The organism is Candidatus Nanopelagicales bacterium, assembly GCA_028687755.1.
Lineage (GTDB): Bacteria > Actinomycetota > Actinomycetes > S36-B12 > S36-B12 > UBA11398.
This window is the reverse complement of record JAQTZL010000006.1, coordinates 1-23,649: the sequence shown is the minus strand read 5'-3', so window position 1 is coordinate 23,649 and position 23,649 is coordinate 1. Positions and strand designations below refer to the sequence as shown.

The following is a 23,649-nucleotide window of genomic DNA, read 5'->3' as shown; positions in this document are numbered from 1 at the left end:
ACCGCGTTCCACCCCGAACGACGGTGTGCCTCGAAAGGAATACTCAATGCCAGTTGCACCAGGTGCCCGTCTTCGTAACAACACTTCAGGTTGCGAAGTTGTCGTCGTGAAGGCTCCAACCCAAGCCGGTGAACTCTCTTGCGCTGGTGTGGTCATGACCACCGATGCTCGTGAAGGTTCGCCTACTGTGGGCGCAGGCGAAGTTATCGCCCTCGGCAAGCGCTACAGCAACGATGAAGTGGGAATTGAAGTGTTGGTTGTTGCACCAGGCGAAGGTCCACTCACCTTCGAGGGCGCAGAACTTTCACAGAAGCAGGCTTCAGCTCTTCCAGCTTCCGACTAATTCAACGAATAAACGTAAAGAAGTCCCGGTGGCGCTAGCCACCGGGACTTCTTTTTAGTTCTGCCCAAAGAACTAAGCCCGTGCAGCCTCGTAACGCTGGCGGTATTCAGCCTTTGAGGTTTCCTTTGTGTCCACATCTGTTGCAAGTGCACGAAGGCCACCAACGGTTGCTTGATCACGTGGCGTGTGCTTGAACGGATCCCAGTTGAAGAAGTTCGCGACATTCTCGTGCGTGATCATGTCGATTTCCTTGTCACTGCAGTTTGCAGCTTCGAGTTCCTTCAGCAACAACTCAGGTGAGTATGGCCAGGTGCAATCTGAGTGTGGGTAATCACATTCCCAAGCAATGGTGTGAGTGCCATAGCGCTCGCGGGTAAGGAGCGCAGTTGGCTCAGTGATGAAGCAGGCAAGGAAGTTGTCCTTCCAAACCTCGGTTGGAGTCTTGCCCTTTGGCAGGGAATCAAGGTGTGTCCATGAATGGTTCACCATGTGACGATCCATGCGATCAAGAAGGAATGGAATCCAACCCAATCCGCCTTCGCTCATTGCAAACTTGATATCAGGGATGCGCTTGAGCACACCGCTGGTGAGCAAGTCTGATGCAGCAATCGTTGATACGAGTGCCGCCAAGATGACGATGTCATCTGGAAGTGTCACTGGTGGGCGCTGGATCAAACCAAAGCCACCACCAATGTGCATGGATGCAACCATGTCGGTGTCAACAAGTGCCTTGAAAATTGGATCCCAGTATCCGGTTGAGAAGTCCGGCATACCAACGCCGTAAGGGGTTTCTGGCATCGTGATGGAACGACAGCCAACACCCTTTGCAGCAAGACGGTTGATTTCCTTGACTGATTCATCAACGTCGAAGAAAGGAATAATGCCCATAGGAATGAAGCGGCCTGGGTATGCGCCGCAGAGTTCATCAAGCAGATAATCGTTGTATGCCTTGATCGCTGTGAGCGACAGTTTCTTATCTGGCAGCGATGCAAGGTGAGTGCCTGCGAAGCCTGGAAAGGTTGGGAAGTTCATGCCGGCAAGCACGCCGTTGACGTTCATGTCGCGTACGCGCTGATGAATGTCGTAGGTACCTGGGCGCATCTCCGAAATGTCAGTTGGATCAAAGCCCCACTCTTCCTTTGGCCACGACACCACAGCGCTGAGGCCTGGGCTACCAACAGAAACACCTTGGAACATCCAGGCATCAACGTTTGGATTATCGGGATGCTTCACGAGCTTTGGAGCTTGGTCTTTCATTGACTCTGGGAAGTGCTTTGCAAAGGTATCTGGGCCTTCGATGATGTGATCATCGATGCTCAGCAGCACCATGTCATTGATATTCATCTACTTCTCACTCTCCAATTCCGATGGTTTACGGAAATACTTTCGATAGGGAGAATCTGCCTCACTTTGTTGAACTGTGCTTAGGGACTTTGGTCCCATCGGGTTCGTCCTAAGTCACCACTTTTACAACTGTGTGTTCACTACAAAGAAGTCCCGCCGAGCCAGGCTCGACGGGACTTCTTTAGTGCTGAGTTGGTTATGCGTGTGTTTCTGCCCAACGACGCTTGTATTCAAGCTTTGATGTTTCGCTCACATCAACATCAGTTGCAAGTGCGCGAAGTGCACCAACAGTTGCTTGGTCGCGTGGTGTGTGCTTGAACGGATCCCAGTCGAAGAAGCGTGCGACGTTTTCATGCGTGATCATGTTGATCTCTGCGTCACTGCACTTCGCAGCTTCAAGTTCCTGAATCAACACTTCTGGTGAGTAAGGCCATGTTGAATCTGAATGTGGGTAATCGCATTCCCATGAAATGGTTTCAACACCGTAACGATCGCGAGTAGTCAGACCCGTTGGATCAGTGATGAAGCAGGCCATGAAGTTCTTCTTCCACACTTCAGTTGGAGTCATGCCCTTTGGCATGGTGTCCAAATGAGTCCATGACTGGTTGATCATGTGGCGATCCATGCGGTCAAGGAAGAATGGAACCCAACCGATGCCGCCTTCACTCATGGCAAATTTCATGTCAGGGAAACGCTTAATCACGCCACTGGTCATGATGTCGCTACATGCAACAGTTGAAATGAGTGACGCCAGAATGACGATGTCATCGATGAGGAATTCATCTGGGCGCTTCAACAAACCAAAGCCGCCACCGATGTGCAGTGAAGCCACCATGTTGGTGTCGACCATGGCCTTAAACACTGGATCCCAGTGACCACTAGCGAAACTCTTTTGTCCCACACCGTACGGAGTTTCAGGCAAGGTGATTGAGCGGCAGCCCTTTGCGGCAAGGCGATGAATTTCCTTAACGGACTCTTCCATGTCAAAGAACGGAATGATGCCCATCGGAATGAAGCGACCTGGGTAAGCACCGCACAGTTCGTCCATCAACCAGTCGTTGTATGCCTTGATGGCAACGAGTGACAAAGCCTGATCTGGAAGTGATGCAAGGTGAGTGCCTGCGAAGCCTGGGAAGGTTGGGAAGTTCATGCCAGCAAGTACACCGTTTGCATTCATGTCGCGCACACGTTGGTGAATGTCGTAGGTTCCTGGGCGCATTTCCGAAAGATCGGTGGGGTTGAAGTTCCACTCTTCTTTTGGCCAAGACGCAACAGCGCTCAAGCCTGGGCTGCCAACGGATACGCCCTGGAACATCCAGGCATCAACGTCAGGAAGATCAGGGTGCTTCACGAGCTTTGGAGCCTGATCCTTCATGGACTCAGGGAAGTGATTTTTAAAGGTGTCGTGATTTTCGATGATGTGGTCATCGATGCTCACCAGCACCATGTCATTGATATTCATAAAAGACCTCTCAAGAGCGGAACCAGGGTTTACGGTATGGCCGTAGAACAAAGGTAAGGGTTGCCATACCAACTCACAAGGTTTGTCTGAAATGTCGTATTTAGGAAGATTAACGAAAGGCTAGACATGGATCTCCAACTCACCGGCAAGCGCGCGCTCGTCACTGGCAGCAGCAGCGGCATCGGCGCGGGCATCGCAGAAGAACTCGCTGCCGAAGGTGTGCTGGTTGTTGTGCATGGCCGTAATGAGGAACGCGCAAATGCAGTGGCAGCGAAGATCAATGCGGCTGGAGGCCAAGCCAAGGTCGCCATCGGTGATCTCTCCAACAACCAGGGTGCTGCAGCAGCAGCCGAAGCAGCCCTTGCTGCCTTTGGAGGCATCGACATCCTTGTGAATAACGCAGGCGGCAGTTTCGATACGCCAAACCCATCCTTCTTTGCGGTCACCCCAGAAAATCTTGTTGCCACCTACGAAGCCAACACTGTTGCTGCCTTCCGACTCATTCAGGCACTTGCACCTGCAATGAAAGAACGTGGTTGGGGGCGCATCATTAACATCTCGACAGCGGCAGCGATCACCCCAACCTCAGCTCAGCCTGATTACGGTCCGGCAAAGGCCGCAATGGTGAATATGTCTCTTGGTCTTTCCAAGACTCTTCGCATGACTGGTGTCACCGTCAACTGTGTATCGCCAGGCATGATCCGCACAGAAGGCTTGATGGAATTTCTCGGCAACTTCGCGCAGAAGCGTGGTTGGGGCGATGACATTCCAAAGGCCGAGGAGTACTTCGTCAATGGCACTGGTCAAACCGTTGGTCGTGTTGGTGAAGTGTCAGACATTGCTTACGCAGTAACAATGTTGGCAAGCCCACGTTCAGACATCATTAACGGCACCAACCTGCACGTTGACGCTGGTATTTCACCAGCAATCAACTAAACCTTGGATTCGCGTACAACCATTTCTTGACCAATGCTGGCGACGAGCCGGCCTTGTTCGTCATAGATGTGACCGATGTAGTGGCCACGGCCATGCGCCATCGTTTGGGCCTGCCAATCCATGAGATGCCAGTCATTCATGTTGAAGGGTCGGTGAAACCACATCGCGTGATCAAGGCTTGCTAGTCGCGGCTTTTTCGGAAACTCATCGAACTGCACGAGCCCGCTGAAGAAATCAGAAAGATAGGTCAACGCACACGCGTGAATCTGTGGATCATCTGGCAAAGCGACATCAACCTTGGTCCATGTTTGATGCGGAAAAGCATTTCCCGCAGTTGGTGTTGCGTCAATCAATGTGACATCAGTGATCCCAACTGGAACAGGAACCGCAATGGACTCTTGGGCCGAAGGAACTGTTGGCAAGCGCACTGCTTGTACGTCAGGTCCTGTTTCAAGTTGATGGAATGACGCGTTCATAGTGAAAATCACTTCGCCAAGTTGTGACGCTTCGATACGCCGTGATGAATAAGAGCGTCCGTCGCGATCGCGATACACGGCAATTTCTAAGGGAACTGTGTTGCGACCAGCGCGTAAGAAATACGCATGTAAAGAATGCGGCACTTGATCCGGACTCACGGTTTTACATGCAGCCAACAGTGATTGCGCAGCCATCTGTCCACCATATAAACCAGTAAAGTCTGGATTAATGCCGCGCATATCTGGAGCCACAACCCGGGTGATGAAGTGATCCTCATCAATTTGATCAAGCGTCAGAACGTCAAGAAGGCTGCTCATTGATGTGACCTTACGCGATAGAGGTACGAACAAATAAGGAAGGCCAACGCATATTGCGTTGGCCTTCCTTAGCGTTATTGCTTAGAAGCGCTGTGCTCCATCAAGGCGGATGGTGTAGCCATTGAGGAAATCATTTTCGAAAATCTGAATTGCAAGCTTTGCGTATTCATCTGGATGACCCATGCGCTTTGGGTTAGGGATGAGCTTTGCAAAACGATCGTTGAGTGCCTCGATTGGCACATCGCCGTATGCGTAGGTGTGGAAGGTGCCAGGAGCAATCGTCATGAAGCGAATGCCTGCAGGTCCCATATCGCGAGCTGCGGTCAACGTCATACCAATGACGCCACCCTTTGCTGCGGAATATGAAGTCTGACCAACTTGACCTTCAAAGCCTGCGATCGAAGCAGTGCCAAGGCATACGCCGCGCTGGCCGTCATCATCTGGAGCGTTCTGGCTCATGACAGCTGCTGCACGTGACAACACGGTGAAGTTACCAACGAGGTACACCTCAACAGTGCGACGGAAGTGCTCGACTGCAATTGGGTTGCCCTCGCGGTCAACAATGCGCTGTGGTCCGCCGCCGCCGTTTGCGCCGCCGCCATGTACTGCAACTGCGAAAGCAAGCGGAGCCATTTCCTGTGCAGCATTTACTGCTTCGATGACATTTTGTTCGTCAGTGATGTCGGTGCGGACGTAACGCACTGCGGAACCAAGGTCCTTCACCAATGCATTTGCGCGCTCATCGTGAAGATCTGCGATCACAACATTTGCGCCCTTGTCGACAAGGCGACGAACTGTTGCTTCGCCAAAGCCACCAGCACCACCGGTGACGATTGCGGATCTGCCCTTGATTTCCATGCTTCCTCCAGTTGAACGTAATTCGAAGATTTGTTTTGTGAATTATGGCGGGCTCAGGATTGATATGTGGCCCGATCAAAAAAAGTGACCGACGCAACTCATGCGTCGGTCACTTTTCACGTTGTGCTTAGAAGCGCTGCGCTCCATCAAGGCGGATGGTGTAACCGTTGAGGAAGTCGTTCTCACAGATCTGAAGTGCGAGCTGTGCGTATTCATCGGCGCGGCCCATGCGCTTTGGGTTAGGGATGAGCTTTGCGAAACGCTCGTTGAGATCTTCGATTGGCACATCGCCGTATGCGTAGGTGTGGAAGGTGCCTGGTGCGATGGTCATCACACGAATGCCGGCTGGACCAAGATCGCGAGCTGCGGTGAGGGTCATACCAATCACGCCGCCCTTTGCTGCTGAGTAGTCAGCCTGACCAACCTGGCCTTCAAAGCCGGCGATTGATGCGGTGCCGATGCACACGCCGCGCTGACCATCTTCCAAAGGATCGTTGAGGCTCATGACTGAAGCTGCGCGGGAAAGAACAGTGAAGTTACCCACGAGGAAGATTTCCACGGTGCGGCGGAAGGTCTCAACAGGGTAGGTCTCGCCATTACGACCAACGATGCGCTTGCCAGCAGCTGGGCCACCATGAACGGCAACCGCGGTACGTAGGGGAGCCATCTCCTGGGCAGCATTGATAGCTTCAATCACGTTCTGCTCGTCAGTGACGTCAGTACGGACATATTGGACACCTGAACCCAGTTCAGCCACGAGAGCATTTGCGCGCTCATCGTGAAGATCAGCAATAACAACCTTGACGCCCTTGTCGACAAGGCGACGAACTGTTGCTTCGCCGAAGCCGCCGGCGCCGCCGGTAACGATGGCTGATGAACCCTGAAGTTCCATGTTTCCTCCTGAAAAGTGTCCAAATGACCCCGAAAATCGTGGATCTGCTGGTGACTCAGGCCACGATGCCTGCGCCGATGGCCAATATTAGCGAATTATCTACCGTATTTACATAGATGGCCTTATTATTCTAAAGTTCAAGGGTCCGCAGAGAGTCCGCCAACCGGTGGCCAGCTCGCGGAACCCGTCCCTTTGGCGCTACTTCGGCGCCATGTCTGTGTGAGGTAATCGTGACTGAAGCCGTCATCGTTAGTGCTGTTCGTACCCCTATTGCTACTTCTCGTAAGGGCACCTTGAGTGAAACCTCAGGTGAAGTCCTTGCCACCTTCATTCTTGACCAAGCCATCAAGGCTGCAGGGATTGATGCCAATGATGTTGATGACGTGATCTTCGGCGAAGCCATGTACGGCGGCGGCGACCTCGCTCGCTACGCAGCAGTTGCTAATGGTCTTCAGGATGTTTCCGGCCAGGCAGTGAACCGCCACTGTGCATCAAGCCTCACCGCACTTGGCAACGCTGCAGCAACCATCAAGGCCGGAATGGAAGATGTCATCGTTGCTGGCGGCGTTCAGGCTGGCTCAATGTCACCTGCAATGAGCTGGCGCGTAGCGGGAACTGAAGATGAATTCGAATCACGCATCCCACCTACATTCCCAGCGACAGAAGATGCTCGCGACGACGTGTCACTCACCGTGGGCTGGAACGTTGCTCAGGCCCATGACATTTCACGCGAAGATATGGACAAGTGGGCCTGGCGTTCACATATGCGTGCAGCCAAGGCAATCGAAGATGGCAAATTCCTCGACGAAATTCGCCCAATCACGGTAAAGACCAAAGACGGTTCAACCGTTGAGTTCGCAGTTGATGAGCACCCACGTGGCAGCTCAACCTTGGAAAAGCTTGCAACGTTGAAGCCACTTCACCCGGAAATTGAAAACTTCTCAATCACCGCGGGTAACGCATCAGGCGTGAACGACGCTGCATCAGCAGTCGTTGTTACCAGCGACAAGTACGCGGCTGATCACAACCTCGACGTACTTGCAGTGGTGAAGTCATGGGCAGCAGCTGGTGTGAATCCAAAGTTCACCGGAATGGGCGCAATCGCTGCTGCCGAGAAGGCTCTGAAGCGCGCAGGTCTCACTGTGAACGACATTGACCTATGGGAAATCAACGAAGCATTTGCTTCAGTTCCTGTTGCTGCCTGCAAAATCCTGGGTATTGACGAAGAAAAGGTCAACATCTACGGCAGTGGTTGCTCGCTTGGTCACCCTGTTGGCGCATCAGGCACTCGCCAGATCGCAACCTTGGTTCATGAGCTTCGCCGTCGTGGCGGCGGCATCGGCCTTTCCACCATGTGTGCCGGTGGCGGCCAGGGTGGCGCAGTCATCATCGAAGTTCCAAAGAAGTAGCACGTACGCCGAAAGGCCCCGTTCCAGTGGACGGGGCCTTTCGGTTGCACTAGCGTGAAAAATTAGACCTCAGTAAGGCAAGAGACAAGGTGCGGCCGTAGCCCGCACAGTCAAGGAGAAGGTTCGTGGCAGTAAATAAAATGGCAGTCGTTGGTTGCGGCACCATGGGCAGCGGCATCATTCAGGTGGCGGCTCAGACCGGTATCGAAGTAGTCGGTATCGAAACCAGTGAGGCAAATGCAGAGCGCGCATATGAGCGTATCAACGCAGGCCTTGATGGAACATTAAAGCGCGGCAAGATCACGGAAGAGCAAGCCGCAAAGGCACGTGAAGTTTTCAGCATCACCACTGATCTGGGTGCTGTTGCAAATGCAGACATCGTTGTTGAAGCGGTGTACGAAGATGTCGCGTTGAAGAATGACATCCTGGGTCGCATCGACAAGCTTGTAGGACCAAACACGTTCATCGCATCGAACACATCAACAATTCCGTTGGTAATTTTGGCTGGCGCAACCACACGCCCAGAACGCGTTGTTGGTCTTCACTTCTTCAACCCAGTCCCAGCAATGAAGCTGGTTGAAGTCATTAAGACCCCGGTCACTTCAGAAGACGACGTCGCCGCAATGGTTGAGCTCGCTCAGCGCATGGGCAAGAGCCCAGTTGTAGTAAACGACGTTCCAGGCTTCGTAGGTAACTTGCTCATCACGCCGTACCTCAATGATGCGATTCGTGCTTTCGAGCGTGGCGTTGCGCCAATGGAATCCATTGACGAAGTGATGCAACTTGGCTTCAACCATCCAATGGGACCTTTCCGACTCGCTGACCTCATTGGCTTGGACATCGTCCATGACATGGGTGCATCGATCTACGAAGAAACCAAGGATCCAAAGTACTTCCCACCAATCATGCTCAAGCAGTACGTACGTTTGGGTTGGCTTGGACGCAAGACCGGCCGTGGTTTCTACCGCTACGACTCGTAATCACAATCGAACATAGGAAGGATTCACCATGGCTAAGTCACTCCTCATTGCAACTGCAAGTGCAACGTCAGAAGCTGACGTCCCTGCATACAACGAGTGGTACCTCGGTACACATATTCCTGAAGTAAGCGCTGCAATTGGCTGCGTCACCAAGGTGACTCGCTACGCAGTTGTTGACCCAGCAACAGGTGTTGAATCAAAGGTCCGCGTTTCAGCAATTTATGAACTCGACACTGATGATGTTCAAGCTGCGGCAGCTGCCCTTGGTGGAGCAATTCCAACCATGACGATGACCAACTTGATGGATCGTGAAATTGATCCACCAGTGATGCAGTGGGTGCACGTACTGCCTGCTGCATTTCAAGGCTAATTTTTAAGTAGAAGTTCCAACAAGGAGAAAAATGAAACGTCAGTACAAGACCACCGGTGATTTCGGCATCGGCAACATGATTCACGTCATTCACATGTCAGACGATGTGAACAAGCTCAACGAGCTTTACCACCGCGCTTTCGGTGCGTTTGGTTTCATGACCGTCGATGAGCCAAGTTACTTGCCACCAGAAGATCGCTGGGCATCACTGCTCATGGTTGGCGATGTGTGCATCGAGACCATGGCACCAAACTTCCCAGTTGACGTAAACAAGCCGGTAGGCAAGTTCTATTCAAAGTTTGGTGAGCACCTGCACTCAGTTGGCTACAAGGTAGAAGACCTTGCTGGCCTTGCTGCTCGTATGCTCGAAAAGGGCATCTACATCGGCGCCCCAGGCGGCGGAAAGATCGAGAAGCTTGACGAGGAAACGCAATACTTCTACCCAAGCCCACGCGATACCGCCGGCCTCATGGTGGAACTGTGCAAGATCGACATGCCAAATGATCCAAAAGATGCAGACACATACACCGAGTTGATGCGCCTGTTCGAACAGCATCCAATGACCATCGAGCGTTTCTCCTACGTGACCCTCGGCGTGAAGGATCTTGACGCAGCTGTTGCTACTTACGTTGACATCATGCAAGCAATCCCATTGCAAGATGGCATTGATGAAGATCTGCAGTGCAAGTACATGACCGTTCAGCTTGGTGACTGCTTGTTGCAGTTGGCTCAGCCACTTGAAATGGATACCGATTTTGGTCGCCATGTCGAGAAGTACGGCAACTTCATTTACAGCCTTCGCTGGAAGGTTAAGGACATCGCGTCAGCAGAAGCATGGTTAAACAAGCAGGGCATCCGCACCACGCGTCCACGCCCAAGTTTGCTTGTAGCAAACGTTGAAGACACCCTCGGTGCGCCTTGGTTCTTCACAGACGAAGAAATCCCAGGAGATCCGTTCTCAAAGAACGCGTAATCTTTTGGAAACTCTTTTTTAGGTTTTGGCCCCACGGATCCCCGTGGGGCCTTAACTTTGGAACAACCAAACAGCTATCTGAGTGAAGCCTCGTTTAAGGAGCGCAATGCGTCGGCAGTACAAGACCACCGGTGACTATGGCATCGGCAATATGATCCATATCGTTCATATGACCGATGACGTCAACAAGCTCAACGACTTTTACCGTCGCGTGCTGGGTGGCTATTTGTACATGGGTATTGATGAACTCAATTACCTTCCACCTGAAGATCGTTGGGCTTCGCTACTCATGGTTGGCGATGTATGTATTGAAACAATGGCGCCAAACTTCCCAGTCAATGTTGAAAAGCCAGTTGGCAAGTTCTACTCAAAGTTCGGTGAGCACCTGCACTCAGTTGGCTACAAGGTTGATGACCTCGCCGGTTTAGCCGATCGCTTACTCGAAAAGGGTGTGTACATCGGTGCGCCAGGCGGCGGAAAAATCGAAAAGCTTGATCCAGAAACCGTGTACTTCTATCCAAGCCCACGCGACACCGCTGGTCTCATGGTGGAACTATGCAAGACCGATATGCGCAATGACCCAAAGGATCAAGACACTTACACCGAGTTGATGCGTTTATACGAACAGCATCCAATGACTATCGAACGTTTCAATTACGTCACGCTCGGTGTGAAAGATCTTGATTCGGCGGTGAAGACTTACGTTGACATCATGCAGGCAATCCCACTCGAAGAAGGCATTGATGAGGACTTGCAGTGCAAGTACTACACGATGCAACTCGGAGACTGCTTACTTCAGCTGGCTCAACCACTCGAAATGGATTCGGATCTTGGCCGCCACGTGGAAAAATGGGGCAACTGCATCTACTCACTTCGCTGGAAGGTCAAGGATCTAGATTCAGCAGAAGCATGGTTGAACAAGCAGGGTGTGCGCACTACTCGTTTACGCGAAAACCTCATCTACTGCAACGTTGATGACACAATGGGCGCACCAATGTTCTTTACAGACGAAGATATTCCGGGTGATCCTTTTGCTAGCTAAATTTCGACAATACGAAAAGGGCCCCGATAAATATCGGGGCCCTTTTCGTTGAGGAATCTAGTAACTAATCCCACTATTGGTCGTGCGCTTCACCAATTCGCCGCGCTGGTTAGTCCACGTGCTGATGCTTTGTGAGATCAACATTAAGCCGTTGCGACCTTGACGCTCGGTGTATTGACCACAGGACTTCACATCAGTAATCACATCACCTACGTGCATCCGCACGCCGTACTCAACCTTCATCCCAGCGTTCATACTGACAATGAATTCCCACTCCGGGAAACCCAAGGCTTGTTGGTTGATGCCGTGGCGATGCCAAATACCTGAATCATCATCTGGAAGAAATGACTCGTGTGATTGCGGACCCCACGCAAAAGGATCGAAATCCTCTGGCGCGTACTCGGCATCGATGAAGTACTGCGGTGGCTGTTCTGGGTAATAGACAGCTAACGCCCACTTGCGAATGTCAGATGCACTGACTGGGTAACTCGTAGCAGTGGACACTTCGCGCCCAGCTGCTGCGAGTACCTCAGGAACGAGGTAGGTCTCAGGCATTGCCGTGACCTACGCAGGAATGCGAACAGTTGCAGTGCCCGGCGCCAACTTTGTGCCTTCTTGCTGCTCGGTCCACACATCCAGAGTCACCACATCGCCATCAACAGCGGTAACGACACCCTTTGCCGACACGATCTGGTTCTTGTGGTTGATGCTGCGGAACTGAACTTCCATGCTCAGGATCGTGCCGTTTGGGCCCATCCAGTCGCGAAGCATGTTGTGCAGGTATGCCCACTGAAGGTTACCCATGCCGAATGCACCACCGTTACCAGCTGCAGCACCTGCTTCGTCATCCATATGGATAGGAACAAATTCATCGTTCACTGCCGCATAGCGGTTCCAGTTCGCGAACTCGGTTTGGCGAACAAATGCTGGGACTACGTCACCGACGTTAACGTTCATATTCATCTCTCCTAGTACCGAATCAAGGTGCCGGTGGTCCGCTTGACCAGTTCACCGTTTTGGTTTGTCCATGTTGAAATTCCGCGACTAAAGAGCATGAGGCCCAGGCGGCCTTCGCGCTCTGAATATTCGCCGATTGAGCTTTCGCTCGTGATGACATCACCGGGGCGGATACGCACGCCGTACTCACACACCATGCCGCCGTTCATCTGGAACTTCAGGCCGGGGCCTTCAATGCCGAGAGCGATTTCAGTGTTATCTGGGTTGTTGTTTTCAACCTTGCCAGCGTTCTTAATGAACTTTTCATGGCTCGCGACGATCCAAGCGAAGGGGTTGAACTCTTCTGGAGCAACGATGCCACCGTGGATGGTCTTCGCCGCTGCTGCTGGATCAATGAACTCTGCTGGTGGTTGACCTGGGTAGTACACAGCGAGTGCCCACTTGCGAATATCTGATTCGCTCACTGGGTAACTCACGGTACGTCCGGTGACGGTACCTACAGCAGCCTTCATGGCTTCTGAGATGTTGCTCATGTTTTCCCTTCCTTGGATTGCCTTGCAAATCTATCGTTAGTCGAGTTCGTCAATGAATTCCTTGAGTTGACGGACATTTCGGCATTCAAAAACCTTGCTGCAGTGCTTCGCATATTTCGGGATGACGGAGTCACCTTCGCCCCAACTGACTTCGCGTTCAGGGTTGAGCCAGAACACTCGGTGAGCTCGCTTGGCCATGAACTCCACCATGTCTTCAGAAGGCTGGCGGTAGTTGGAACGCCCATCACCAAGAATCAGCACGATGCTGCGGCTATTGATCTGCATGCCCCAGCGCTTCACAAACGAACGGAAAGCCGATCCATAATCAGAGCGACCATCAAGGGAGAAGCCTTTCTTTTCATCATCAATGCGCGCGGCAGCCTCGGCGATGTTGTCGGCGCTTTGCATGATGTCAGTGACTTCATCAATGCCGTCAATGAATACGAAGCTGCGCACACTGCGAAATTGCGAGCGAATCGCGAAGGTCAATTGCAAAGTGAAAGTCGCAAAGGATGAAACAGAACCCGAGATATCCGCAAGCACAATGAGTTCAGGCTTTGGTGGATGTGGTTTCTTATATGCGATATCGACAGGAACGCCGCCGGTCGACATGGAGTGACGCACTGTTCCGCGAAAGTCAATGGCGCCGTGGCGACCGTGCGAGCGCTTTGCAGCAAGTTTTTGGGCAAGCTGCACTGGAAGTGGAGCCAAAGTCCATTGCAGTGCCTCGATTTCAGCAGTTGATCCGGTGAGGAAATCAATATCTTCAGGCAACTTTGATCGCAGCGATCGCGCAACGGCACCGGCACCACGATCGGCTACAAGTTGCATACGAACAGCAGCTTCGACCTTTTGTTGAAGCAACTCAACCTTGTGGTCGGCATCGCTTTCGGCAATGCGTTGTTGCAGGTCAGCACCTGGTGATTCTGGATCGATTTCTTGGCGTTCAATGAGTTGTTCACGCACATCAGGCAGATCAAGGGAGCGAAGAACACGGAACACGTACAAGTTTCCGGCAACTTGTGCGCCCTTTTGAATATTCGCTTTGCGATTCACGAATGCCTCAACGAGAGCATTCATCATCAGTTCATCGTTATATTCCGTGGCATTGATGAGCATTTCGCGCAGTTCATCATCTTCAAGAGCGTTCAACATTGCTGCGATGCTGTTAGGGCTGCCCTCTTCACCCGTTTCTTCAAGGGTTCCTTCAAGCTGAGCAAGGCCTGAGAAGAAAAGATCAAATACCGTATTGAACGCCGGCAGATGCTCGATGCGTTTCACCAAGGTTGCAGCGAGCGCTGCTTTGACCTGTGATCGATCACCGATATCGATGACCTTCAGTGCACGCGCGGCATCAATATGTTCCGTAGTAGAAACCGGAATGCCGATGGTGCGAAGTTCGCGAACTAACCCCTCAACTGTTGAAAGCATGCTGCGCACCCCCATGGGTTCGCTTTATGCTCCACGCATGTCCGTTCCCGTAGTGCTTGTTCATGGTCTTGGTTCGTCCTTCGCTCACAACTGGGGTGTCAGCGGATGGGATGACATCTTGCAGTCCGAAGGCTATGAGGTCGTGGGCTATGAATTGCCCGGACATGGTGCTGCCTCCGAAGCTCCCGGCGGAGAAAGTGAAGCCGTTCAGCGACTTTTGGCTTTGGTGAGCACCCGTGAACCCGTTGATGCCATTGGCTTTAGCGCAGGTGCACGCCTGGTGCTTCGTGCGGCGTTGGCTAAGCCCAGTGCATTTCGCAAAATTGTGCTGCTTGGTATTGGAGATGGCATGTGGACGCACACACCTACCGCCGACGACCTTGTGCTCGCTGATCTCGTTGTTCAACTCTTGGAAACGGCTGGCAACGATCGGGGCTCCGTTGAGCGCTATATCAAGGGCTTCAGCGAAATGCCGGCCCTGAGCGAACTGAGCAAAGTCACCGTTCCTGCTCTTGTGGTGATCGGTGATCGCGACATGGTTGGTCCGGCTGATGCGATGACTGCTGCATTGCCGGACGCAAAACTTGTCGTGCTCAAGGGTGTGGACCATTACGCCACCACATCGAACTTCAAGTGCCAAGACGAAGTGCTCCGATTCCTGTCGGAGTGATGAACGTCGAGCATTGAATCGAATCATGAATTGGTGAGTTCCTCAGTTGCCTTTTCGATATCTGTTTGATGCTTGAGCAGCACTGATAGATGTTCAAGCACAACATCGGTAGTGACTTCAGTTTTTCCTTGAAGCACCAAAGCCCTTGCCCAGTCAAGGGTTTCGGAGACCGATGGGCTCTTCTTTAGGTTGAGATCGCGAAGGGTGCGCACAATACGCGCAACCTGCGCAGCCAAGTTCTCGGTGATTCCTGGAACCGCAGCAAGAATGATTTCGCGTTCACGTTCAACAGTTGGGTAACCCACATGCATGAACAAGCAACGGCGCTTCAATGCTTCAGAAAGATCTCGACTGTTATTGGAAGTCAGCACCACAAGTGGAAGTTGCTTCGCGTGAACGGTGCCAAGTTCTGGAATGGAAACCTGGAAGTCAGAAAGAATTTCCAACAGCAATGCTTCCGTTTCAATATCGAGACGGTCGACTTCGTCAATCAACAACACCACATCGTCTTCAGCTTGGATAGCTTCGAGAAGTGGGCGATGTAGAAGGTATTCCTCGCCGAAAATGTCTTCTTCGATGGCATTCCAGTCGCCTGCTGCCTCTTGGCGCGCAGCTTGGATGCGAAGGAGTTGCTTGCGGTAATCCCATTCGTACAGCGCACGAGACTCGTCGAGACCTTCGTAGCACTGCAGGCGGATCAGGCGGGCATTCAGGGAGCGGGCAATCGCCTTGGCCAGTTCAGTCTTACCGGTACCGGCTGGACCTTCAGCCAGCAGCGGCTTGCCAAGTTGGGCAGCCAGAGAGACCACGCCAGCAATATGGGGATCGGAGACGTACCCGACTTCCGCAAGCCGGGCTTGAGTGTCGCTGATATTGGCGAACGCGGCTACGGCTGAGGCCATCACCAAGGGTGCTGGGTTGTGCGTGGCGGACATGGAGCTCCTTTGGTGGTCCGTCATGCGACGAACATCTCGTGCGGGTTATCCAAGATCGGTTGACAAGGCTTGCGCCGAGTGGTCGTATACCCATCTAGGTCTAATAGGCAGATTTTTATCACTTATTGGCCCGCCCGTGTTCGCATTCAAGATGTTGGTGACCATTACCCTGGTCACAGCAGAGTTGGGGAGTCCATGTCAGACCAGATGGAATCGGTAGAAGATTTCCGCATTCGCGCTCGCGCGTGGCTTGCGGACAACATGCCAAAGCTTGATCCAAATAAGGAGTACAACACCAACCGGGTCGCTGACCGCGAGTGGGTTGAGCACCGTGAACTGCAAAAGAAGCTCTTTGCAGGTGGATTCGCTGGCCTGTGCTTCCCGAAGGAATACGGCGGCCAGGGTCTGACCCTTGCTCACCAGCAGGCATTCACCGAGGAGTCACTTCCTTATGAAATGCCGCTGCGCCTCAACGTGCCTTCCCTTTCCATCTGCTCGGGCATGTTGCTCGATATGGGCAGCGAAGAGCAGAAGCAAAAGTACCTCCGCGGCGCGATTTCCGGCGAAATCATCCTGTGCCAGTTCCTCTCAGAGCCAAGCGGTGGTTCAGACCTTGCTGGCCTGTTGACCCGAGCTCAGCGCGATGGCGACACCTACGTGATCAACGGCCAGAAGTGCTGGAGCACCTACGCCTACGCCGCCGACTACGCGACCTGCCTGGTGCGCACCGACTGGGACGCGCCAAAGCACCGCGGTCTTTCCATGATCATCGTGCCGGTTCATGACGATGCCACCCACCTCCAGCGCGTGCGCATGGTTGACGGCTCAGATGAGTTCTGTGAGGAGTACTTCACTGACCTCGTTGTTCCAGCTGCAAACCTTGTCGGCACCGAAAATGACGGCTGGACAGTTGGCCAGCGCCAGTTGTTCTACGAACGCCAAGCAGTGGGTGGCGGTTCGCCGTACACCAGCGGTCGCGGTCCATCACGCGGTAGCTCAGCCGGTTTGACCTTGGAAAACCTTGCTCGCGAGGTTGGCAAGGACAAGGACGAAGCAACTCGTGAACTCGTGGGCTGGCAGAACGCTCTTGACACCGTTAATCACCAGCTCATCAAGCGCATCACAGTGGGTATGACATCAGGTGAGTACCCAGCAATGGCGAGCTCGATGATGCGTCTTGCTCACGCGGAGATTCCGCAGAGCAAGATGGACGCGATGCTGGAAATCGCAGGAGACGAAGCAGTGACATCAACTGTTGAGGGTGACGGTTACCTTCGCTCAGTTGGCGTTCAGTACTTGATGCGTCAGGGTGCAAGCCTTGGTGGTGGTTCTGCTGAGATGAGCAAGAACATGATTTCTGAGCGCGTTTTGATGATGCCTCGTGAAATGGCTGCTGATCGTGATGTTCCTTTCCGGGAAATCCGCCGCGGACGCTAAGTCCGTACCCCTAATCGTTCATGACCAATTGCTGAAATCAGCAAAGAAAGAATTGAGGAGTCCTCATGGATTTGGAACTCTCGGAAGATCAAAAGCTTTTCCGCAACACCACTGCAAAGTTTCTCGACGACAAGCTTCCTGTTGAGAAGGTTCGCGAACTCAACAAGGCTGGCGGCGGTTTCCCTGCAGAGTTGTGGGAACAAGGCGCAGAGCTTGGCTGGGCAGCGTTGCTCGTACCTGAAGATCTCGGTGGTGGCAGCATCTCCGGAAATGGTTTCCAGGACCTAGCAATCGTTGCTGAAGAGTTTGGTCGCTTGGTTACTCCAGCACCGCTCATTCCCGTCAACACGGTTATTGCGGGCTTGGTTGAAGGTGCTGCATCAGGCTCAGACCACAGCGAAACCATCGAAGGATTGATGAGCGGCGAGCTCGTCGGTGCTTGGGCTGCGTACGAGCCAAAGGGCCACTGGGATCCGTTGAACCCAAGCACCACTGCTGCAAAGAATGGCGGCAACTACGTCATTACCGGTGTGAAGGATCGCGTTGAAGCTGGCGATGTTGCTGGCGTGTTCCTAGTGACTGCAAAGACTGAAAATGGTGTTGCGCTGTTCCTCGTTCCAGCAGATTCCAATGGCGTCACGACAGAACTTGTTGACTCCCTTGACTTCACGCGTCATCACGCACTTGTGCGTTTTGATGGTGTGACTGTTCCGGCAGAAGCAATGGTCGGCAACGAAGCTGCAACGGCAGACATCGTTGAGCGCATGTTCTTGGTTGCCAATGCTCTTCAATGTGCAGAACTCAATGGTGTGGTGAACCGCGTGTTTGAGTTCACCGTGCAGTGGGCATTTGATCGTTACTCATTCGGTCGCCCATTGGCTTCTTACCAAGCACTCAAGCACCGTTTCTCTGACATGCGCACCTGGATTGAAATCTGTAACGCAACTGCTGACGAAGCAGTGAAGGCAGTGAACAATCGTTCAGAGAACGCATCACGCTTGGTCAGTGTTGCTAAGGCCTACATCGGCACGAAGTCAGTGCAGATCATTCAAGATTGCGTGCAGATGCACGGTGGTCTGGGTGTGACTTGGGAACACGATTGCCACTTGTATCTGCGTCGTGCGACCACGGATCGTCAGTTGTTCGGTACACCTGCTGATCACAAGCGTCGTATTGCGGACCTCATCGGTTTGTAAACGCGTCGAAGATCTTTTGAAAATGGCCCCGAATCTTCGGGGCCATTTTCTTTTCCCGGTTGTTACTTCGGAAGATGCGTGCGCAGACCGTCAAGGATGGTGTTAAGCCCAAAATTGAAGTCAGTCCACGTGGAGTAGGTGGAATTCCAAAAGTCATGAGTTTTACCCAATGCTGGGTAACTGTCATTGAGTAAGGCGGCTGTTTCGGTGGAGAGGTCGGCAAACATTTTTCGATTGGGGTCGCTGCCGCCAAGTTCGGCCATACGCACTTTTTGGACGGTGCCGCTGGTGTAGACCGACATGGCCTGGTAGGCCCGGGCCGCAACTTCGGGTTCAAAGCCAGCAGTCAGCAGGATCCCTACTTCTTTATTGAGGCGATCCATGAAGAAGTGGCTTTCCGAGCCAAACATGGAGACATGGGTACGCATGATCAAGAAGTCGCAGATCACATCATGCGTGAGGAAAATCCGGCGCATATCATTGAAATATCGGCGGAAGTGCTCATCCCAGGCAAGATTTTCGTGATCGGGAAGTAGTGACAGGTAGTCATCCGCAACCTGGGAAAGCATCGCCTGAAGGAGTTCTTCCTTGGTGTGGAAATACCAGTAGAGGCTGGTCACGCCTACACCAAGACGCTTCGCCAGTTTTGGCATGCTGAGGGCTTCGACTGATTCTTCTTTGCTGAAGCGGAAGGCTTCGGCAAGAATCACCTCAGGATTCAAGGATCCGCGAGGATTGCGCTTTCGTTGAGCGCCGGCCGCAGGGGCGGACGCTTGTGGGATTGCGCTCATGGAAGCGGATTCTTGCATGTTGCCGTCACCCTTTCGATAGGTTCAGGCACCGCACTTGGCCGAGGGGCCATTTGTGCTAAAGTTATAACTGATTGTATGACTTGAAACGCCCTCTCACGAGCGGACTACAAGGAGAACTGGCATGGATGTGTTGGTCATGATCGTCGCTGCGATCGTCACCGTGATTGCGGTCGGACTATTTGCCCGAACCGTGGTGGGCTTTGTCCGTCAGTTCAAGGTTGGTGCATCAATCAACCGCACTGACAAGCCAGCGGTGCGCACGCTCACCCTGCTCAAAGAAGTCTTCCTTGCCACGCGCTTGAAGCAAAAACCGGTCGGCCCCATCGTCGCGGTGTCGCACCTCATCGTGCTGATCGCATTTGGTGTGTTGTTCTTTACGTTGATAACCGCATACGGCCAACTCATCAATCCTGATTTTGCATTGCCATTGATCGGTCATTGGCCACCATTCTCGTACTTAATCGAAATTTTCTCGTGGCTGATGGTTCTCGCGATCGTGATCTTGATCGCCGTGCGTGTGACCCGACGCCCGAATCCAGAGCAGCCACGTAAGTCACGCTTCTTTGGTTCAACAATGTGGCAGGCCTACTACGTTGAAATCACGATTCTTGCCATCGGCATTTTTGTGCTCGCATTACGTGCCGCTGAGTACGCTCGCGGCTCTGTGCAAGGCGAAGAGTTCGTAAACTCTAACTTCCCACTCACTGGCTGGATTGGCCAGAACTGGACCGGACTTTCACTCGAGGCTCTAGCAACGTTGATCATGCTGCTTGCCTTCGGCAAGATCCTGGTCTCGATGGCGTGGTTCGTCACAGTTGCAGTTACGCCAACCATGGGTGTTGCTTGGCACCGATTCCTCGCGTTCTTCAACGTGTGGTTCCAGCGCAATGCAAACGGCAAGCCAGCACTTGGCCAGCTTGAGCCAATCCGGTACGACGGTGTTGCCCTTGATTTCGAAAAGCTTGACGACTTCCCTGATGACATCGCGCTTGGCGTCACAGCGATGACCGACTTTTCCTGGAAAGCGCTGCTTGATTTCTCAACCTGTACTGAGTGTGGTCGTTGCCAGTCACAGTGCCCAGCATGGAACACCGAAAAGCCTTTGTCACCAAAGCTTTTCACCATTGCAATGCGTAACCATGCTCACGCAATCTCACCATGGATGACAGCAACTGAAGAAGAGCGCGCAAACCTTGATCCAGCGCTCATCGAACTTGCTGAGAAGCCACTTGTTGGTGATGACGGCGTCATTGCTGATGACATTCTTTGGTCATGCACCACTTGCGGCGCATGTGTGAACCAATGCCCTGTTGATATCGCGCATATCGACCACATTGTTGATATTCGCCGTAGCCAGGTGTTAGTGCAGTCAGAGTTCCCAACTGAACTCAATGGTCTTTTCAAGAACGTTGAGAACAAGGGCAATCCATGGGGCATGAATGCTTCAGGTCGTAACGACTGGATCAGCGAAGTTGACTTTGATGTGAAGGTCTTCGGCATGAATGGCGAAGACACCATTCCTGAAGATATTGATTACCTGTTCTGGGTTGGTTGTGCAGGCGCCTACGAAGACCGTGCTAAGCGCACCACGAAGAACGTGGCAGAACTCATGAACATTGCAGGTGTCAGTTTCATGGTGCTTGGTGAAGGTGAAACCTGTACCGGCGACCCAGCTCGTCGCGCAGGTAACGAGTTCTTGTTCCAGATGCAGGCGGCACAGAACATTGAAGTGCTGAATGAAATCAAGGCAACAAAGATTGTTGTGACCTGCCCTCACTGCTTGAACACCCTCAAGCGTGAATACCCACAACTTGGCGGCAACTACGAGGTTGTGCACCACACCGAGTTGTTGAACGAACTGGTGAAGGCTGGCCGCTTAACTCCAGTGAACAAGATCGATCAGACCGTCACCTACCACGATCCTTGCTACTTGGGCCGCCACAACGAGGTGTACAACCCTCCTCGCGAACTCATTGGTGCAACTGCAGATTCATTTGTTGAAATGGATCGCAACCGTGACAAGAGCTTCTGCTGTGGCGCCGGTGGCGCTCGCATGTGGATGGAAGAAAAGCTCGGTACTCGTATCAACCAGACTCGTGGCGACGAAGCCATCGCCACAGGTGCCAAGCGCATCGCTGTGGGCTGCCCGTTCTGTTCGGTCATGCTGAACGATGCTGTGAATACCCGTCAGCAAGAAGAAGGCCGAGCCGTAGGCGTAGAGGTCGTAGACGTCTCCACCCTCCTGCTCAATGCTGCCAAGTCGTAACATTTACCCACCCCACAAGAACGACCCGCCTGACCTAGGCGGCCACGAAAGGACAGTCGCGTGAAGATCGCTGTGTGTGTGAAGCAAGTCCCCGATTCATGGGCAGAAAAGAAGCTCCGTGATGGTGACTCACTCCTTGATCGCGATTCAGTAGAAGCTGTGCTGAACGAGCTTGATGAGTACGCCATTGAAGAGGCTCTGCAAATCACTGAAGCTCAAGGCGGCGGCGAAGTTGTCATCGTGACCATGGGTCCTGAGCGCGCAGGCGAAGCAGTGCGCAAGGCATTGAGCATGGGTGCAGATTCAGGCATCCACCTCGTTGATGCCAGCCTTGCTGGTTCCGATGCAGCAGCCACGAGTTATGCGTTGGCAAAGTTGCTCGAAGGCCGCGGCTTCGATCTCATCATGTTTGGTTCAGAGTCAACTGACGCACGCATGAGCGTCGTTCCATCGATGGTTGCAGAGCGCCTTGGCTTGCCTCAGCTCACATTCGCAAACAAGGTTGAAGTGAGTGGCGCAACCGTCACGATTGAACGTGTTGGCGACAACGGAATCGAAACCATCAGCGCTGCAACTCCAGCAGTACTCGGAATGATCGAGCGCAGCAACGAACCTCGCTACCCATCGTTCAAGGGCATCATGGCCGCAAAGAAGAAGCCAGTTGAAACAGTCTCGGCTGCTGATGCAGGCATTGACATCAGCGCTGTTGGCTCAGCTGGCTCATGGTCACAGGTCAACAGCTTTGCTGCTCGACCACCAAAGGCTGCAGGCGTAGTGGTTCAAGATGAAGGCGCCGGCGGCGTTGCAATTGCTGAGTTCCTTGATGCTCAGAAGGTCCTCTAAGAGCTACGGCTCATCAATCACACTAGATTTTTGAAACTGAAGGAGTCGTAATGGGAGAGGTTCTCGTCCTCGTAGATGCAGCCGATGGCAGCGTCAAGAAGGTCACTACCGAATTGCTTACCCTCGCACGTGCACTTGGTGAGCCAAGTGCAGTGTGGATTGGTCCGGGTTACACCGACGCAGCAGGCGCAACGCTTGGTGAATTTGGTGCCCAGAAGGTGTACGTCGCCGATGGCGCCGATTACATCAACCACCCAGTAGCACCAAAGGCTGAAGTGCTTTCCAAGCTCGTTGCTGATCAGGCACCAATCGCAGTGCTGATCGGATCTTCACCTGAAGGTAAAGAAGTTGCTGCACGTCTGGCAGTTCGCACTAACTCAGGCATCATCACCGACGCAATTGGCATTGCGCCAGATCTCACTGCTACCCAGAGTGTCTTCGGTGGAGCTACTGTTGTGCAGTCAAAGGTTTCAGTTGGAACACCAATCATCACCGTGCGCCCAAACTCAACCGCACCTGTTGCTGAAGCTGGTGCAGCGGCTCGCGTCGACGTATCAGTTGAACTCAGTGCAGCAGCAAAGAGCGCAACCATCACCAACCGTTCGGCAGCAGTTAAGGGCGGACGCCCAGAACTCACAGAAGCAGCAATCGTTGTTTCAGGTGGTCGCGGTGTTGGTGCAGCCGAAGGCTTTGGTGTGATCGAAGCACTTGCTGACTCACTTGGTGCAGCTGTTGGTGCTTCACGCGCAGCAACCGACGCTGGCTACTACCCACACGCATTCCAGGTCGGACAGACTGGAAAGACTGTTTCACCTCAGCTCTACATTGCTAATGGCATCTCGGGTGCGATTCAGCACCGCGCTGGCATGCAGACCTCGAAGTTGATCGTTGCAGTGAACAAGGATGCAGAAGCTCCAATGTTCGAACTTGCTGACTTCGGTGTTGTGGGCGACCTCTTCACAGTTGTTCCTCAGCTGACTGAAGAAATCAATAAGCGCAAGGGTTAAACCTTTAAGAGTGTTAAAAGTTAAGGCCCAGGCGCATTGGCGGTTTCAACGGATCGTCGCAACACGGCTAGGACTTGAGTAAAGCACCAAGGCGCTCGGCTGGGGTATCCCAGTCGAGCGTTTTGCGTGGACGACCATTGAGTTCGATAGCAACGGCAG

The 23,649-nt window shown here is 53.0% G+C and carries 24 protein-coding genes; 13 read left to right on the top strand and 11 right to left on the bottom strand.

Going from position 1 to position 23,649, the window contains the following annotated elements:
• Positions 1 to 46 precede the first annotated feature (46 nt).
• Positions 47 to 343 carry a hypothetical protein gene (locus tag PHN51_08580; GenBank protein ID MDD2818832.1) on the top strand — a complete coding sequence of 99 codons (297 nt, stop codon included), beginning with the start codon at positions 47 to 49 and terminating at the stop codon, positions 341 to 343.
• A 72-nt stretch (positions 344 to 415) separates the two neighbouring features.
• Here the strand turns inward: PHN51_08580 and PHN51_08575 are convergent, their stop codons facing one another.
• Both PHN51_08575 and PHN51_08570 read right to left on the bottom strand, forming a co-directional pair.
• The gene (locus PHN51_08575; protein MDD2818831.1) at positions 416 to 1,687 is read right to left on the bottom strand and encodes an amidohydrolase family protein; all 1,272 of its coding nucleotides are present in this window, start codon (positions 1,685 to 1,687) and stop codon (positions 416 to 418) included.
• A 196-nt stretch (positions 1,688 to 1,883) separates the two neighbouring features.
• Positions 1,884 to 3,149, bottom strand: a complete 1,266-nt coding sequence (locus PHN51_08570) for an amidohydrolase family protein (protein ID MDD2818830.1) — start codon at positions 3,147 to 3,149, stop codon at positions 1,884 to 1,886.
• A 126-nt stretch (positions 3,150 to 3,275) separates the two neighbouring features.
• Here PHN51_08570 and PHN51_08565 point away from each other — a divergent pair, with 126 nt between their 5' ends.
• A complete protein-coding gene (locus PHN51_08565; GenBank protein MDD2818829.1) occupies positions 3,276 to 4,085 on the top strand; it encodes an SDR family NAD(P)-dependent oxidoreductase in 810 nt (269 codons plus the stop codon).
• On the opposite strand, the gene PHN51_08560 is transcribed toward PHN51_08565, so the two are convergent.
• The 3 genes from PHN51_08560 to PHN51_08550 all read right to left on the bottom strand — a co-directional run bounded on the left by PHN51_08560 (position 4,082) and on the right by PHN51_08550 (position 6,629).
• Positions 4,082 to 4,879: a thioesterase family protein gene (locus PHN51_08560; protein ID MDD2818828.1), complete on the bottom strand. Its 798-nt coding sequence runs from the start codon at positions 4,877 to 4,879 to the stop codon at positions 4,082 to 4,084. The two genes, PHN51_08565 and PHN51_08560, sit on opposite strands and share 4 nt — an antisense overlap.
• A gap of 81 nt (positions 4,880 to 4,960) precedes the next feature.
• Positions 4,961 to 5,737, bottom strand: a complete 777-nt coding sequence (locus PHN51_08555) for an SDR family NAD(P)-dependent oxidoreductase (protein ID MDD2818827.1) — start codon at positions 5,735 to 5,737, stop codon at positions 4,961 to 4,963.
• A 127-nt stretch (positions 5,738 to 5,864) separates the two neighbouring features.
• Complete coding sequence (locus tag PHN51_08550; protein ID MDD2818826.1) at positions 5,865 to 6,629, bottom strand: SDR family NAD(P)-dependent oxidoreductase; 765 nt, start codon at positions 6,627 to 6,629, stop codon at positions 5,865 to 5,867.
• A gap of 230 nt (positions 6,630 to 6,859) precedes the next feature.
• On the opposite strand from PHN51_08550, the gene PHN51_08545 reads away from it, so the two are divergent.
• The 5 genes from PHN51_08545 (at position 6,860) to PHN51_08525 (ending at position 11,403) form a co-directional block, all read left to right on the top strand.
• Positions 6,860 to 8,038 carry a thiolase family protein gene (locus PHN51_08545; GenBank protein MDD2818825.1) on the top strand — a complete coding sequence of 393 codons (1,179 nt, stop codon included), beginning with the start codon at positions 6,860 to 6,862 and terminating at the stop codon, positions 8,036 to 8,038.
• Positions 8,039 to 8,163: 125 nt separating this feature from the next.
• On the top strand, positions 8,164 to 9,018 hold the full coding sequence (locus PHN51_08540; protein MDD2818824.1) for a 3-hydroxyacyl-CoA dehydrogenase family protein: 855 nt from the start codon (positions 8,164 to 8,166) through the stop codon (positions 9,016 to 9,018).
• Positions 9,019 to 9,046: 28 nt separating this feature from the next.
• Entirely contained in the window at positions 9,047 to 9,388 is a 342-nt protein-coding gene (locus tag PHN51_08535) for a hypothetical protein (GenBank protein ID MDD2818823.1), read from the top strand.
• Positions 9,389 to 9,419: 31 nt separating this feature from the next.
• On the top strand, positions 9,420 to 10,361 hold the full coding sequence (locus tag PHN51_08530) for a hypothetical protein (GenBank protein MDD2818822.1): 942 nt from the start codon (positions 9,420 to 9,422) through the stop codon (positions 10,359 to 10,361).
• 106 nt (positions 10,362 to 10,467) lie between these two features.
• Positions 10,468 to 11,403: a VOC family protein gene (locus PHN51_08525; GenBank protein MDD2818821.1), complete on the top strand. Its 936-nt coding sequence runs from the start codon at positions 10,468 to 10,470 to the stop codon at positions 11,401 to 11,403.
• 57 nt (positions 11,404 to 11,460) lie between these two features.
• Here the strand turns inward: PHN51_08525 and PHN51_08520 are convergent, their stop codons facing one another.
• Genes PHN51_08520 through PHN51_08505 form a run of 4 tightly spaced genes read right to left on the bottom strand, consistent with a single transcriptional unit; the run spans position 11,461 to position 14,324 of the window.
• Positions 11,461 to 11,958: a MaoC family dehydratase N-terminal domain-containing protein gene (locus tag PHN51_08520; GenBank protein MDD2818820.1), complete on the bottom strand. Its 498-nt coding sequence runs from the start codon at positions 11,956 to 11,958 to the stop codon at positions 11,461 to 11,463.
• 9 nt (positions 11,959 to 11,967) lie between these two features.
• Positions 11,968 to 12,360: a MaoC/PaaZ C-terminal domain-containing protein gene (locus PHN51_08515; GenBank protein ID MDD2818819.1), complete on the bottom strand. Its 393-nt coding sequence runs from the start codon at positions 12,358 to 12,360 to the stop codon at positions 11,968 to 11,970.
• Between the two features lie 11 nt (positions 12,361 to 12,371).
• Positions 12,372 to 12,893: a MaoC family dehydratase N-terminal domain-containing protein gene (locus PHN51_08510; GenBank protein ID MDD2818818.1), complete on the bottom strand. Its 522-nt coding sequence runs from the start codon at positions 12,891 to 12,893 to the stop codon at positions 12,372 to 12,374.
• Between the two features lie 36 nt (positions 12,894 to 12,929).
• A complete protein-coding gene (locus PHN51_08505; GenBank protein ID MDD2818817.1) occupies positions 12,930 to 14,324 on the bottom strand; it encodes a VWA domain-containing protein in 1,395 nt (464 codons plus the stop codon).
• 37 nt (positions 14,325 to 14,361) lie between these two features.
• Here PHN51_08505 and PHN51_08500 point away from each other — a divergent pair, with 37 nt between their 5' ends.
• Positions 14,362 to 14,994 (top strand): alpha/beta fold hydrolase, encoded by a 633-nt coding sequence (locus PHN51_08500; protein MDD2818816.1) that lies wholly within the window; start codon positions 14,362 to 14,364, stop codon positions 14,992 to 14,994.
• A gap of 23 nt (positions 14,995 to 15,017) precedes the next feature.
• On the opposite strand, the gene PHN51_08495 is transcribed toward PHN51_08500, so the two are convergent.
• Positions 15,018 to 15,929, bottom strand: a complete 912-nt coding sequence (locus PHN51_08495) for a MoxR family ATPase (GenBank protein MDD2818815.1) — start codon at positions 15,927 to 15,929, stop codon at positions 15,018 to 15,020.
• 195 nt (positions 15,930 to 16,124) lie between these two features.
• On the opposite strand from PHN51_08495, the gene PHN51_08490 reads away from it, so the two are divergent.
• Positions 16,125 to 17,366 (top strand): acyl-CoA dehydrogenase family protein, encoded by a 1,242-nt coding sequence (locus PHN51_08490; protein MDD2818814.1) that lies wholly within the window; start codon positions 16,125 to 16,127, stop codon positions 17,364 to 17,366.
• Between the two features lie 65 nt (positions 17,367 to 17,431).
• On the top strand, positions 17,432 to 18,562 hold the full coding sequence (locus tag PHN51_08485) for an acyl-CoA/acyl-ACP dehydrogenase (protein ID MDD2818813.1): 1,131 nt from the start codon (positions 17,432 to 17,434) through the stop codon (positions 18,560 to 18,562).
• Positions 18,563 to 18,624: 62 nt separating this feature from the next.
• Here the strand turns inward: PHN51_08485 and PHN51_08480 are convergent, their stop codons facing one another.
• Positions 18,625 to 19,353, bottom strand: coding sequence for a TetR/AcrR family transcriptional regulator (locus tag PHN51_08480; protein MDD2818812.1), 729 nt, complete (start codon positions 19,351 to 19,353; stop codon positions 18,625 to 18,627).
• 142 nt (positions 19,354 to 19,495) lie between these two features.
• Here PHN51_08480 and PHN51_08475 point away from each other — a divergent pair, with 142 nt between their 5' ends.
• From PHN51_08475 to PHN51_08465, 3 genes are read left to right on the top strand one after another with little or no spacing between them, the layout of a single operon-like run.
• Positions 19,496 to 21,640 (top strand): (Fe-S)-binding protein, encoded by a 2,145-nt coding sequence (locus PHN51_08475; GenBank protein MDD2818811.1) that lies wholly within the window; start codon positions 19,496 to 19,498, stop codon positions 21,638 to 21,640.
• A 60-nt stretch (positions 21,641 to 21,700) separates the two neighbouring features.
• Positions 21,701 to 22,483: an electron transfer flavoprotein subunit beta/FixA family protein gene (locus tag PHN51_08470; GenBank protein ID MDD2818810.1), complete on the top strand. Its 783-nt coding sequence runs from the start codon at positions 21,701 to 21,703 to the stop codon at positions 22,481 to 22,483.
• A 50-nt stretch (positions 22,484 to 22,533) separates the two neighbouring features.
• Positions 22,534 to 23,490 (top strand): electron transfer flavoprotein subunit alpha/FixB family protein, encoded by a 957-nt coding sequence (locus PHN51_08465; protein MDD2818809.1) that lies wholly within the window; start codon positions 22,534 to 22,536, stop codon positions 23,488 to 23,490.
• Positions 23,491 to 23,649 lie beyond the last annotated feature (159 nt).